Source organism: Segatella copri, assembly GCF_024330485.1.
Lineage (GTDB): Bacteria > Bacteroidota > Bacteroidia > Bacteroidales > Bacteroidaceae > Prevotella > Prevotella copri_L.
The window spans coordinates 1-14,167 of sequence record NZ_JANDWX010000032.1 but is presented as its reverse complement, the minus strand read 5'-3'; the positions used below and the strand labels follow the sequence as shown (position 1 = coordinate 14,167).

The 14,167-nt window shown below is 44.4% G+C and carries 11 protein-coding genes; 4 read left to right on the top strand and 7 right to left on the bottom strand.

What is annotated here, in order from left to right; translation table 11 throughout:
• Positions 1-42: 42 nt before the first annotated feature.
• Positions 43-612, top strand: coding sequence for a 16S rRNA (guanine(966)-N(2))-methyltransferase RsmD (gene rsmD / locus NNC77_RS13580; protein ID WP_254971427.1), 570 nt, complete (start codon positions 43-45; stop codon positions 610-612).
• 47 nt (positions 613-659) lie between these two features.
• Here the strand turns inward: rsmD and cls are convergent, their stop codons facing one another.
• Positions 660-2,084, bottom strand: a complete 1,425-nt coding sequence (gene cls / locus NNC77_RS13575) for a cardiolipin synthase (RefSeq protein WP_254971409.1) — start codon at positions 2,082-2,084, stop codon at positions 660-662.
• A 69-nt stretch (positions 2,085-2,153) separates the two neighbouring features.
• Positions 2,154-4,115 (bottom strand): DNA primase, encoded by a 1,962-nt coding sequence (gene dnaG, locus NNC77_RS13570; protein ID WP_254971407.1) that lies wholly within the window; start codon positions 4,113-4,115, stop codon positions 2,154-2,156.
• A 207-nt stretch (positions 4,116-4,322) separates the two neighbouring features.
• Here dnaG and NNC77_RS13565 point away from each other — a divergent pair, with 207 nt between their 5' ends.
• Positions 4,323-6,860 carry a glycosyl hydrolase 115 family protein gene (locus NNC77_RS13565; RefSeq protein ID WP_254971405.1) on the top strand — a complete coding sequence of 846 codons (2,538 nt, stop codon included), beginning with the start codon at positions 4,323-4,325 and terminating at the stop codon, positions 6,858-6,860.
• Positions 6,861-7,254: 394 nt separating this feature from the next.
• Here NNC77_RS13565 and NNC77_RS13560 read toward each other — a convergent pair whose 3' ends face one another.
• The 5 genes from NNC77_RS13560 to NNC77_RS13540 form a co-directional block, all read right to left on the bottom strand.
• Entirely contained in the window at positions 7,255-7,497 is a 243-nt protein-coding gene (locus NNC77_RS13560) for a hypothetical protein (RefSeq protein WP_254971404.1), read from the bottom strand.
• 122 nt (positions 7,498-7,619) lie between these two features.
• Positions 7,620-8,180: a hypothetical protein gene (locus tag NNC77_RS13555; RefSeq protein WP_254971403.1), complete on the bottom strand. Its 561-nt coding sequence runs from the start codon at positions 8,178-8,180 to the stop codon at positions 7,620-7,622.
• A gap of 24 nt (positions 8,181-8,204) precedes the next feature.
• Positions 8,205-9,470, bottom strand: a complete 1,266-nt coding sequence (locus NNC77_RS13550) for an ATP-binding protein (RefSeq protein WP_040552944.1) — start codon at positions 9,468-9,470, stop codon at positions 8,205-8,207.
• A gap of 242 nt (positions 9,471-9,712) precedes the next feature.
• Positions 9,713-10,009, bottom strand: a complete 297-nt coding sequence (trxA, locus tag NNC77_RS13545) for a thioredoxin (protein ID WP_006847073.1) — start codon at positions 10,007-10,009, stop codon at positions 9,713-9,715.
• 23 nt (positions 10,010-10,032) lie between these two features.
• A complete protein-coding gene (locus NNC77_RS13540) occupies positions 10,033-11,289 on the bottom strand; it encodes an ATP-binding protein (RefSeq protein ID WP_254971400.1) in 1,257 nt (418 codons plus the stop codon).
• Positions 11,290-11,811: 522 nt separating this feature from the next.
• Between NNC77_RS13540 and NNC77_RS13535 the strand changes: the two genes are divergently transcribed.
• Positions 11,812-13,041: a tyrosine-type recombinase/integrase gene (locus NNC77_RS13535; protein ID WP_254971397.1), complete on the top strand. Its 1,230-nt coding sequence runs from the start codon at positions 11,812-11,814 to the stop codon at positions 13,039-13,041.
• A 31-nt stretch (positions 13,042-13,072) separates the two neighbouring features.
• The coding region (locus tag NNC77_RS13530) for a site-specific integrase (protein WP_254986890.1) at positions 13,073-14,167 on the top strand (1,095 nt) is incomplete at its 3' end.

Genomic DNA, 14,167 nt, shown 5'->3' with positions numbered 1-14,167 from the left:
AGTTAAAAGTTGATAGTTAAGAATTCAACAGAATAGCTTATCATAAAGTTCAATGTTCAACATTCAAAGTTCAAAGTAAATATGAGAATCATAACAGGACAATATAAGGGACGCCATTTCGACATTCCACGTTCGTTTAAGGCGCGTCCGACAACAGATTTTGCAAAGGAGAACATCTTTAATGTGCTGCAGGGATATATTGATTTCGAAGATACCTCTGCCCTCGACCTTTTTGCCGGTACGGGCAGCATTTCACTCGAACTGGTATCACGAGGCTGCAACCGGGTAATCAGCGTAGAGGCCGACCGCGACCATGCCAACTTCATACGCCAATGTTTTCAGAAGTTGGGCGAAGACAAGGATATTCTGATTCGTGGTGATGTATTCCGTTTTCTGAAGACCTGCAAGCAGAAGTTTGACTTTATCTTTGCTGATCCTCCATATGCTCTGAAGGAGTTGCCGCAGATTCCAGACCTCGTTCTGAATGGCGACTATCTCAACGAAGGAGGCATCTTCGTCTTTGAGCATGGCAAAGACTATGATTTCTCCGAGCATCCACGATTCCTGGAACACAGAAGTTACGGAAGCGTAAACTTCTCAATATTCAGATAAAAAAATCCCCGTTTGCACCAGACAAGATGCAAACGGGGATTTATTCGTTACAGCAGCGGCGAGAGTAATCTTACCGTACTCTCGAAAAGACGCTGCAGGAACGGACGTTTTACGAAATAAGATACATCATCTACCAGGATACTCTTCGCCTCATCCCGCAGATAGACAGCCTTCACGCGCTGTGCCATCTCCTCATCAAAGAAGAACGCATTCGCTTCGAAATTATTCTCAAAACTTCGGAAGTCAATATTCGTACTGCCTATCGTACAGAGATTATCATCACTCACCAGCAATTTACTATGATTAAAGCCTGCCGTATAGAGATAAACCTTTACGCCAGCCTCTATCGCCTCCATCACATACGAACGTGATGCCCACTCTACCAGTTTGGCATCAGCATGACGGGGCAACATCAGACGGATATCCACACCCGCCAGAGCTGCTGTTCGCATGGCAAACAATACAGGTTCAGTCGGCAGGAAATAAGGCGTTTCCATATACACATACTTCTGGGCCTGAAGCAGGATGCGGACATAGCCCTGCATGATATCAGGCCAAGGACTGATAGGACTGCTCGTAACTATCTGTACGAGACAATTGTTGCGGATATGCGCACTGACCGGCGGATAATACTGGCGATTGGTAACTAATGTACGGTCTACGAAATACCAGTCTACCAGAAAGGCTCTCTGAATGGCGTAAACGCCACCGCCCTCAATACGGAGATGCGTATCGCGCCAAGCCTGTTTCTTATCACCCTTCACATAGCGCAGAGCTATATTCATGCCACCGATAAAGCCCACTTTACCATCTATGACACAGAGTTTGCGGTGGTTACGATAGTTTACCTTACTCGTAAAAGCCGGAAAGCGGACTGGCATGAACGAATGTACATCAATGCCTGCATCACGCATACGTTCAAAGAATTCATCCTTCACCTTCCAGCAGCCTACATCATCATAAATCAGTCGCACCTCCACTCCCTGCTCCGCCTTATCAATCAAGGCATCAGCTATCAGATATCCCAAGGCATCGGCTTCGAAGATATAGGTATCGAGATGAATATGATGCTTTGCCTGTCCTATATTATATAATAAGGTAAGGAAGAAATCGTAGCCATCAGTATAAATATCCACCTGATTATCTTTAAAAGGCAACGCCCAACTCTGGTTGGCAAAGAGATTCATCAGCGGTTTATTGCTGTCTGGCAGGTGAAGATTCTCCTGCTCTACGAACTCGAGCATGGAGCGCTTGGTGAGCTGGTCCATGCTGCGGTCGCTGATAAGCCGTTCCTTGCGGGTATTCTGTCCGAAGAAGAAATAGAAGATGATACCCACAAAGGGGATGAAGAAGAAGACCAATATCCATGCCATCGTCTTGGCGGGCTGACGATTGTCCATCAAGACGGTGATGATAGCCGGAACGGTTATCACGACATAAAGCAACAGATATATCCAGTGAAAATAAATCATATAGCATTTCTCCTTTTAAATCTCTAATACTTCATTACAGAGTTCCTCCCCACAGGACAGGAGTTCCGGTTAATTGAAGATATTGTTTGCCTGACTCGCCAGAAGCGTGTTCATCTGCTTGAGTTTCATAAACTCCTGCAGCAGTTCACGATTGGTCGGATTCCTGGCAAACTCCTGCTGTACCTCAATAATACGCTGAGCAATATAATGAGTGCGGAAGCTCAAGATGTCTTTAAAGACAAACTGACGGAGCTTATCGGCGTTCATCTTCATCTGCAGACTAGCCGTAGATACCTCCTGGTCACCTGTAGGCAAACCTGCCAACCTGCTGATTTCCGGATTCGGATGATTGGCAAAATAAGTTTCAGCGACAAAATCATCTTCTTTTTCGAGATGCTCCACAGCCTCCTGCATAATCTGATTATATAAATCATTATGAAACTTAAAGCCATCTCCACCCAAATCAAGACTGATATACTGGGCCACAGCTACCTCCACATCATTTCCGTCTACATCCTGTACTGTGATGAGCTGGTCGCCATGATGAATAATCAACTGTACCAGAAGTCCTTCTACTTCCAGAAGTTTATCCAGTGGGGTAACCGCTCTCATCACCGATTGCGCCTGCTGCGCTGCCGCTACAGGCGAATCTTTCAATCCCGCAGCACGTCGCTCGGCCTTTACCTGCTCACTCATACCGTTGCGCACAAAATTATTCAAGGCATTCACGATAATTGCCTCGTTCACGCCCAAACGGTGAGAACAGTCGGTGATATAAGAAGCGCGCGTTATCTGATTCTTGATTTTCGAGATGCTCTCTACAATCGAATTGATAGCCTGGCTTCGCTTTACAGGGTCTGTCACACCGCGCAGCAGAATATCGGTCTTAAACTGTATGAAGTCGGTCTGATTCTCCTGAATATATCTTCTGAATTCCTCTGCCGAATGACTGCGGGCGAAACTGTCAGGGTCATTGCCGTCAGGGAGGAAGAGAACCTTTACGTTCATCTCTTCTTCGAGCAACATATCGGTACCTCGCAGCGCAGCATGAATACCCGCATTATCGCCGTCATAGAGAAGAACGATATTGCTGGTAAAGCGGTGCAGCAATCTGATCTGATGCACGCTCAGCGCTGTACCCGAGTTAGCCACCACATTTTCGATGCCACACTGATGCATCGAGATAACATCGGTATATCCTTCCACCATAAAGACACAATCCTCCTTGGCTATCGCCTTCTTGGCCTGATAGAGTCCATAGAGTTCGCGCTCCTTATGATAAATAACACTATCAGGCGAGTTGACATATTTCTGGCTGACGCCCTTGGTTCTGCTGTCGAGCACTCGTCCGCCAAAAGCTACCACCTTGCCGCTCACGCTGAACCAAGGGAAGATGGCTCTGCCCGAGAAACGGTCAAGAATCTTATCCTCACCCGACTTATTGCCGGCTTCGTCCTTATCCACCTTGAAGCAGAGTCCCGTATCAACCAGATATTTCGGATTATAGCCAGCCGCCTTAGCCGCTTCAGCAAGAGCAGTACGCTTAGGGAGCGCAAAACCCAACTGAAATTTTCTGATGATATCATCCCTGAAACCTCTTCCTCGGAAATAAGCCATACCGATAGCGATACCATCCACATCATGCAGGAGAATATCCTGAAAATATTTCGCCGCCCAATCGTTGACGATAAACATGGATTCTCTTTCGCTCTCGCGCTGTTTTTCTTCGTTGGTCAGTTCCCGTTCCTGAATCTCTATTTTATATTTCTTGGCGAGCCAGCGAAGAGCATCGGGATAGGTCATCTGTTCCAGTTCCATCAGAAAGTTGATTGCATTACCTCCCTTTCCGCAGGTAAAACAATGACAGATACCTCTTGTTGGAGATACAGAGAAAGATGGATTGGAATCGTTATGAAAAGGACACAAGCCGACATAATTGATGCCACGCTTCTTGAGCGTAACAAATTCAGATACCACCTCTTCTATCTTGGTGGCATCCATAATTTTTGCTATCGTCGGTCTGTCTATCATTATATATATTCTTTTTTCTGTTTTTACTATGCAAAATTACTATTTTTCTTTGAAAACACAAAGAGAAACGGACAGAAAAGTAAAAATGAAACATATTAAAAACTAAAGATTACATAAAATAAAGTATATCCGGATAGTTTTGGCTACCTTTGCAACCGGCAAAAACACATTGCTGACAATCGGAAAATAACAACAAAATAAATAAATATGAAACTAAACAACATCAAGCAAACATTCCTGGCTGGCGCTGCCCTGCTCTCAACAATCAGCATGAGCGCAGCCGACAGATTTGTAGATTTCAAGCAAGGAGACTTGCTGCTGAATGCCAATAACCGGGTAGAAATCTACATGGACACCAACGACTGCAAAGGAGTGAGCTATGCTGCTCATGCCCTGCTGCAAGATATCAAAAGTGTGAGTGGAGCCACAGTCACCCTCACCTCGGATGCCGGTTTTCAGAAAAAAGCCGACACAGCCCGACCAGCTATCCTCGTAGGCACCATCGGCCATTCAGCAGCCATCGACCAACTGGTGAAACAGAAGCGCATCAACGGAAATCTACTGAAGGGCAAACGGGAAAAGTTTATCATCACGCTCATAGATGGTCAGCTCGTCATTGCTGGCAGCGACCGCCGAGGCACCATCTATGGCATCTACGAACTCTCGCAGCAGATGGGCGTATCGCCTTGGTATGACTGGGCAGACGTGCCTGTAGAGCACCACGATTCTATTTTCGTAAACAAAGGAATCTATACAGATGGCGAACCAGCCGTACGTTATCGCGGCATCTTCCTCAACGATGAGGCACCTTGCCTAACGTCATGGGTAAAGAATACCTACGGCACCGGATATGGCGACCACCGTTTCTATCAGCGCGTCTTCGAACTGGTATTGCGACTGAGAGGTAACATGATGTGGCCTGCCATGTGGGGCTGGGCTTTCTATGCCGATGACCCTGAAAACGAGAAGACGGCAGATGAGATGGGCGTAGTGATGAGTACTTCCCATCATGAACCGATGGCCCGCAACCACCAGGAATACGCCCGCAACCGAAAGGGATGGGGACCATGGAACTATCAGAAGAACAAGGCTAACCTGCAGAAGTTCTTCCGTGAAGGCATTGAGCGAATGAAAGGAACAGAACAGATTGTAACCATCGGAATGCGCGGCGACGGCGATGAAGCGATGAGCGAAGAGGCAGATACGAAGTTAATGACCAACATCATCAACGACCAGCGTAAGATTATCGCTGACGTAACCGGCAGAAAGGCTAGCGAAACCCCACAGGTTTGGGCACTATATAAAGAGGTATTGGATTACTACGACAAGGGCATGAAAGTGCCTGATGACGTAACCCTCCTGCTCTGCGATGACAACTGGGGTAACGTGCGCCGTGTGCCGAATGCCAAGGAACGCAAGCACAAAGGCGGTTGGGGCTTATACTATCACGTAGATTACGTAGGTGCTCCAAGAAACTCAAAGATGCTCAACGTTACTCCTGTGCAGAATCCTTGGGAGCAGTTGACGCTTGCTTACGAGAATGGCATCGACCGTCTCTGGATTCTCAATGTTGGCGACCTCAAGCCGATGGAATATCCTATCAGCCAGTTTATGGACATGGCTTGGAATCCACATAAATACGATGTAAACAACATCACCCGCCATACCCGCGACTGGTGCGCACAGCAGTTTGGTGAATCGCAGGCCGATGAAGCAGCCCGCATTCTGAACCTCATCTGTAAGTACAACGGCCGCTGCACCCCAGAGATGCTCGACAAGAACACCTACAGTCTGGAAAACGGTGAATGGCAGGAGGTGGTAAACCAGTATCTCCAGCTCGAAGCCGATGCGCTGCGCCAGTACAACAGTCTGCCGGCATCCTATCACGACGCCTATCGTCAAATTATCCTCTTCCCTATCGAGATGATGAGCAATCTGCATCAGATGTATTTTGCCCAGGCACAGAACCATGCCCTCTATAAGCAGGGCAATCCGAAGGCGAATGTATGGGCTGATGAATGCGAGAACCATTTCAAGAGAGACTCTTTGATTTGCGATGAATACAACCATAAGATGGCTGGTGGCAAATGGAACGGCATGATGACGCAGAAGCACATCGGCTACACATCATGGCACGATGGCTTTGAGAAGGACACCTGTCCTAAGCTCTTCCGGGTATCAACATCTTCTAATGAAACGGTGATAGCTGGCAATGATGGCGTGGTAGAAATCGAAGCACCTTATTATAGCAGCAAGACGGATGCTACCGAGGCAAAATGGACAGAAATTCCATTCATGGGCAAAAGCATGGCAGGCATGACCTTGATGCCATACACCAAAAGCGTGAAGAGAGCCAGCATCACTTACAAGTTTAAGATGAAAGCCGGAAAGTCTTCGGATGGCAATGCATCCAATGGTAAACAAAAGGTTCGCATTCATGTGATTACGAAATCGACCTTGGATTACCTCAACAAGGGTGGTCTCACCTATGGTGTCAGCATCGACGGAGCCACTCCTATTCAGGTCAACTTCAACAAGGACCTAAACGAGAAGCCGGAGAACATCTACAATATCTATTATCCAACGATAGCCACTCGCATCGTGGACAAGGTGATAGAGCTAGAGCTGCCAGCCTCATCCGATGGCATCCACACCCTCACCCTCACTCCTAACGACCCAGCCATCGTCTTCGAGAAAATCGTGATTGATGGAAGAGGAGGAAAAAAGAGTGTCAAGGTGATTTAGGCTGGCTGCATACAAACCTGCCAGCTTACATACGTTGAATAACTATTTATCCGGAATTTTACTGTGATTAAGATCAGAAATCCCCAGCCTTTTTTCTCAAGCAGGCTGGGGATTAGACTCTCCTGTCAGATGAACATTTTTATACATAACTTTCGCATGTGGGAAAGTTAAGGGAAGTAAGAGAAATGATATTCTTGTATGACTTATGCTTAGACATTATTATATTTGAATTTGTCAGACGCTGTCTAGAATATTTAATTAGTCTTTATTCATCTTGTACTCTTTTATTAAACTATACCAGATGTCAATATTGCATGAATCATCTTATCTATATATCTCCCATCCTCTTTCATGAAATAAACATGATGGTCAACAAACATATTTTTTACATCTTCTATTGTAGCCTCAGGCTTAACAACAAGCCCACAACGGGGCTTGCCGCAATAGTTGCATCCATATCCAATCGCAAAAGCGGAACATCTTTGATATATTTTTTACCTTTCTTCAAACACAAATACTTCAAGCGTTTTTTCTCCAAGTCAACAACATTAGGCATTAAAGGCAACTCTACCTTTACCTTGTCATGTACATTCACTTCTACACCTTCATCCTTGATGATTCGACTAAACTCATCCATATAGTCTGCTTTCAATCCAAAGATGTTCAAAGTTTCCAATATACCAATATGCCCAGGTACCTCATCCGGACACTGTCCCTTGTCCAATTTGCAAGTACGTTTCAAGGAAAAGCCATAGCCTTTCAAGCGTACTCCACGACCAAAGTCTCATTTTCCTTCAAGAATTGCGGAGTCAACGGAACTGAGTATTCCGCTTTCATTCCTGGGATTTCACCCTTTTCCAATTTCACTTTATCTATTGCATAAAGCTTTACCCACTCCTCACGCTGCTTGTCATTCTGTCCGATTTCCTCATACAAAGAAGCAGGAATATGATTAAGAGTGACAAAAAAATCAGCCGAAGCCACCATTTTCTTCTTTAGCCACAACTTCTTTTGATACTCCTCTAATTGCGCCATCAAAGTAATGATGCTTTTTCCAACAGCCTTAACTGCCTTAACAACAGCTAAATGAGACAAGAACTTCTTAGTCTCAGTAGTATCAATGTCATCTATCACAAGAATCTCATTCTTGATATAAAAGTCCATTTCTCTTAAAAGGAAGCCTTTCAAATCCTTATGAATGAAATAGTCACAACGATTTTTCTCCGTATAAGTTGTAAGATGGCGCAGCAGCAATGTAGTGTGATTTTTCTCATCCACCTCCTTGGTCAACTCTTTGTATTCCACAGGGAGTTGTTCCAAAATATATGTATTTATATTGATTTTTCACTCCATCACATCCTCATTCTTAAGAAATTGGAACAGCCCCATAAAGACATAACCATTAGCATCCATATATGTGGCAATGTCATCGCCCACAATAATTATCTTGCGGAAAGAATCGTCTATCTTCTTCAGCGAGGCAAGCTCTTGCTCACGCTTCTCTTCCGTTGGCAAAGAATATGCCGACTGGATGTAGTACTTGTTGAGACCATTCGTGGCAATGAAGTCTATCTCATACTGTTGGTAGGTACTCTTGCCATCACGCATCACCCGACTCTCCACCACACCGACATCCACCACATAGCCACGGATACGCAACTCATTGTAGATGACATTCTCCATGATGTGGGTAACCTCCTGTTGCCGGAAATTCAGTCGGGCATTACGCAAGCCGACATCCACCACATAATATTTCTTGATACTCTCATAATACTTCCTGCCTTTTACATTATAGCGGCGAGCACCCTCGAAGAGGAAAGCATTCTCCAAGCATTGCATATAGGAAGACACAGTATCCGCATCAAGCTTTACATGCTGCACACTCTCCAAAGTATTACGTATCTTGCTCGGATTGGTCAGCGATCCAATGGAAGAACATAAGGAATCCACCAAGCACTCCAAAGCCACACGATTCTTGATACCATTTCGCTCTACCACATCATCAAAGTATGTCTTTTGCCATAACCTTTGAAGATAACTCACCTTCTGCTCAGGAGTAGGATGATTACGAAGAGCAGGCATTCCTCCGTATGTATAATATTCCTTCCAAAGTTCGTTAATAGAATCAGACCTATCTGTGCAGAACTCCTTAAAGGAGAAAGGATAAACTCTCACCTCATCACCACGACCTCGAAAAATCGTATTGATGTCACTTGAAAGAAACTTGGAGTTACTGCCTGTGATATAGACATCAACATTGTCATGAGCATTCAAGCCATTCACAATACGCTCAAATCCCTCTACCATTTGTATCTCATCAAGAAATACATAATAGCTGGCATCTTCATCTATTATCTTGGAATAGAGATAGCGTTTCAGAACCATCGGATTGGTCAAATCCTCCCCTGTAATATCCTCATCCACATCAAAAGACACCATGATTATGTTTTTCTTAGGTACACCTTGACTCACCAAATAGTCATGATAAACCTTTTTCAGAAGCCACGACTTACCACATCGACGAGTCCCCGTTATGATTTTCACCTCACCATTGTCTCGCCGATGAATCAGCTTTTGCAGATAAATCTGTCTATTTACATACGTTGCCATAATCATTTATTCCGATTTTACTGCAAATTTACAATAAATTCCGAATAGGACAATCTTTTTGATAAGACAAAGTTATTTTTATAATATTTATTAACTAAACAAGCACTGAAAATCAGATAAATAAGGTATCTTTCCATCTTTTACCATAAAAGAAAGATCTACCCATAAGAGCTTATTCCATTCCGAATTTACTGTAAATTTGCAGTAAATTCGGAATGGGCAACCAACAAGTCATGCTTCCTTTATATAAAAGGATCGAGCAATGCCATCAAGTCAGCCTTCGACATCGCACCACTCTCCCGATACAGCACCTCGCCATTGCGGAAGAGCATCAAGGTTGGCACAGAGCGAATGCCATACTGTGCCGCCACATCATTGTGAGCATCTACATCTACCTTGATGATGCGAAGCTTGTCGCCCACCGTCTTCTTCAAGTCTTCCAACACAGGGTGCATCATCTTGCAAGGTTGGCACCATGTAGCAAAGAAATCAACCAATACCAGTTGATTGCCAGATATTACATCATTGAATGTTTCCATAAATTACCTTTTTTTATAATATTTCACTTCTCTCTCAACATCCATTCCCACGTAGGGAGAACATGAACCTGCTTGCCATCTATCTCAAGTTCTTCCTTCTCCTCCATCGTAAGAATATATCCCTCAGCCAAGCCATAAGCATTCATGGCTTCCATCAGCCCCTCGATTTCTCGCTTGCGAGTTTTCTCATCATTCATGGCTATCGTTACCTGATAAGCCTTCATGATTCTCATGCCCTCCCTCACCACAAAGTCACACTCCTTCTTATCTGCATGATAAAAAACATCATACCCACGACGCTTTAATTCGATAAACACGATGTTTTCCAACTTCACTCCCATATTGTCGGTGGCATTGAATCCGATGCGACTCACGATGGCATTGTCGATGAAGAAAATCTTCTTCGGGTTCAGCATCTGCACCTTTACCGATGGCGAATACTTCATGAGCTGGAATATCATATAGGTTTGCTCGATGTACTCCAAATAGTTTTTGACGGTTTCGGAATGACGAATGCCCACTATCTTACCAAGTGAGGTATAGGTAATGCGCTTCGTGGCATTGCTGGCGAGATAAAAGATGAGTTCCTGCATCTCCTTATCATTGGTCAACCCATTACGAGCCATCACATCACGGAAGATGATGCTATCGTAGAGTGACGAGAGGTAACGAGTGGATGACGACTGGAGATACTTAGGAAATCCACCTTTCTCCAAATACTCCTTGAAATGCCCCAAGAGAATGGCACGCTTGCTGGTTAGATAAAAGTCCTTGGCTTCCAGCTGCACCTTTGCCAACTGCAAGTATTCTTGAAAGGAAAAAGGGAAAATCTCCACTGCGATATAACGCCCCGTGAGATGAGTACCAAGCTCTCTACTCAGCATCCGGGCATTTGATCCAGTTACAATCACCTTATTGCCTTCGTTGTAGAGACGGCGCACAAAGGTCTCCCAGCCCTTCACATTCTGTATCTCATCAAAATAATAGGTATGCTGCTCACCAAAGAGTTCGAAGAAACATTCTTGCAATGTTTGGAAATCTGCCACAGTAAAGTTGACCAGTCGCTCATCATCAAAATTGAAAAAGAAGTCTTGCTCCGGCAATTTGTTGCGCATTTGCTGAAGCAAAACAGACTTTCCACAACGTCTTATACCAGTAATAATTAGTATCTCCGTTGTGGTAAGCCACTCTTCCTCTATGTCTCTCGGCACAGTATCTTGTGCTATATTCTTGCAGTAATCCTGCTGCTCAAATATAATTTGCTTCAATAACTCTTTCATGTTCAATCATCTATTTGCTTGCAAAAATACGATTTTTTAAGTAAACAACCAAACAAATCTTCATTTTTGTTCATTCAGAATGAGTAATTTCTATCATTTTTACTCATTCAGAATGAGTAATTCTGAATCTCAGGTCCGAAGGTGTAATAGATAGTCTCAGCCTCATCACATACCTCCCCTGCGAATTGCCAAGGGTGAGATGGATGGTAACAATGTTGTGACTTATATGATGCACAATTTAAGCAAAAGCAACGGAAAGTGAATATGAGAGAAATGAACTGCAAGTGGTTGAGAATGAGCAATATTTCATAATTCTGCCAATTGGCTGCAAAGCAAAGCCGAGCAGTCTATTGAGTTATTTCAGTTACCAAACCGTTAGCGGTCAGTTACCGAAACCAACACTGCTAACGAGGTGAAAAACAAATAGTTTGTCACCAGTGTTTGTTGCACTGTTCTGCACAACTTTCAATGACAGAGAATGCTTACTGATTGATTATTTTTGCAAACTAAAAAAGTAAGCAGATGAAAGTTGAAAAATTCAAAGTGCTGCTCTACCTCAAAAAGAGCGGATTGGACAAGAACGGTAAGGCTCCCATCATGGGACGCATCACCCTCAACCGAACAATGGCGCAGTTCGGTTGCAAGTTGTCATGTACGCCAAAGTTATGGAATCCACGTGAGAGCAGACTTGACGGCAAGAGCAAGGAGGCTGTGGAAGTGAACGCCAAGATTGACAAGCTGTTGCTGGCAATAAACTCAGCCTACGAGTCACTTGTGGAGCGCAAGACGGATTTTGACGCAAAGGCGATAAAGGATCTGTTTCAATGCAGTGCAGACACTCAGATGACCTTGTTGAAGCAGCTTGACGCCATCATTGCGGACATTGAGTCAAGAATCGGCATCGACTACAAGAAAGGCACGCTGCCAAACTACCAGTACACTCGCCTGACATTGGTATTGTTCGTCAAGAAGCGTTATGGAACTGACGATGTGGCATTCGGTGAGCTTGACGAGCAGTTTATCCGTGAGTACATGGACTTTTGCTTGGACGAGAGAGGTCTTGCACTTGATACAGTCCGCCACTATCTCGCCATCTTGAAGAAGACCTGCCGAATAGCTTTCAAGGCAGGACACTCCGAGCGTTATCATTTCATGCACTTCAAGCTACCTCAAAAGAAAGAGAATCCACCAAAGGCATTGACACGTGAGGACTTCCTGAAAATTCGTGACCTCGAAATACCAGAGCGAAGAAAATCGTTGGCTTTGACCCGTGACCTTTTTCTTTTCGCCTGCTATACAGGCACGGCTTATGCCGATACTGTTTCTATCACGGAAGAAAACATCTTTCGTGATGAGGAGGGCAGCCTTTGGCTGAAATACCACAGAAAGAAGAACAAGATGCTTGCACGTGTGAAGTTACTGCCAGAGGCGCTTGCCATGTTGAAGAAATACAAAGACCCGACAAGACCTACTCTTTTACCACCACAGGAATTTCGAGTGCTAAGAGGTAACATGAAAAGTCTCCGAGTACTATCTGGCATAAGTATGGATTTGGTCTATCATGTTGGACGGCACAGTTTCGCATCGCTCGTCACGCTCGAAGAAGGTGTTCCGATAGAGACTATCAGCAGAATGCTTGGTCACAACAACATTCAGACCACGCAAATCTATGCACGTGTCACTCCGAAAAAGCTATTTGAGGATATGGACAAGTTCATCGAAGCCAACAAGGACTTCAAGTTTGTCCTGTAATATTATCACAAAATAAGAAAGGAACATAACAATGAGAAGTACATACAAGCAGTTTTATTATATCAACCGTGGCAGAGTAAAGGCAGACGGAACCACATCTATATTTTGCCGTATCACGATTGACGGCAAAGTGTCAGCCATAGCAACAGGTCTTTACTGTGCTCCCGAAGAATGGGACACGAAAAAAGGTGAAGCCAAGAATGCAAGAGTGAACGGACAACTGCAAGCGTTCAGACTAAGAATTGACGAAGCCTACGAGCAGGCAACAAAGGAAAAGGGCATCGTTACCGCCGAGATTCTGAAGAATGTTATTGTTGATGCAAATACTATCCCGATGACATTGCTTGCCACTGGCGAGGAGGAGCGTGAACGCCTTAGGCTGCGCTCCATCCGTATTAACTCAACATCTTCTTATCGCCAATCAAAGACATCGCAGCTCAACTTGCGAGAGTTCATCGGGTTACGAGGAATGAATGACATTGCATTTGAAGATTTGACTGAGGAATTTGGCAAATCTTATAAGTTGTTCTTGATTGGCAAAGGGTATAGTGCATCCAATACGAACCATAATCTTTGTTGGTTGCAACGCTTGGTTTATATAGCTGTTGACAGAGGTCTGCTGAAATTCAATCCATTGGAAGATGTCGGATATGAAAAGAAAGGCTCACCAAAGCGTAGACATATATCCAGAAATGACTTGCTGCTCATTATGGAGACTCCTATGGAGGATAAGGCTTTGGAGTTGGCACGAAGAATGTTTGTTTTCTCCAGCCTTACAGGTTTGGCTTATGTCGATTTGCGTAACCTGTATCCACACCATATCGGGATGACGGCAGACGGTAGAAAATACATCCGTGAGAAAAGAGCAAAGACCAACAACGAAGCGTTCATTCCCTTGCACCCGATAGCTGAACAAATAATGTCGCTATACAATACAGCGGATGATAGCAAACCTGTTTTCCCTCTTTCTTCACGTGATTCCATGTGGTTTGAATTTCATTCACTCGGTGTGGCTTTGGGTATAAATGAGAACCTTACCGCACACGTTGCAAGACATACATTCGGAGTAAACATGGTTACTTCGGGCATATCAATGGAAAGCATCGCCAAGATGATGGGGCATTCC

Bases quoted from the DNA above. Each gene is read 5' to 3' on its own strand.
- dnaG (WP_254971407.1), bottom strand. From the start codon at position 4,115: ATGATAGACAGACCGACGATAGCAAAAATTATGGATGCCACCAAGATA.
- NNC77_RS13560 (WP_254971404.1), bottom strand. From the start codon at position 7,497: ATGGATGAGTTTAGTCGAATCATCAAGGATGAAGGTGTAGAAGTGAAT.
- NNC77_RS13535 (WP_254971397.1), top strand. From the start codon at position 11,812: ATGAAAGTTGAAAAATTCAAAGTGCTGCTCTACCTCAAAAAGAGCGGA.
- cls (WP_254971409.1), bottom strand. From the start codon at position 2,084: ATGATTTATTTTCACTGGATATATCTGTTGCTTTATGTCGTGATAACC.
- NNC77_RS13540 (WP_254971400.1), bottom strand. From the start codon at position 11,289: ATGAAAGAGTTATTGAAGCAAATTATATTTGAGCAGCAGGATTACTGC.
- NNC77_RS13565 (WP_254971405.1), top strand. From the start codon at position 4,323: ATGAAACTAAACAACATCAAGCAAACATTCCTGGCTGGCGCTGCCCTG.
- trxA (WP_006847073.1), bottom strand. From the start codon at position 10,009: ATGGAAACATTCAATGATGTAATATCTGGCAATCAACTGGTATTGGTT.
- NNC77_RS13550 (WP_040552944.1), bottom strand. From the start codon at position 9,470: ATGGCAACGTATGTAAATAGACAGATTTATCTGCAAAAGCTGATTCAT.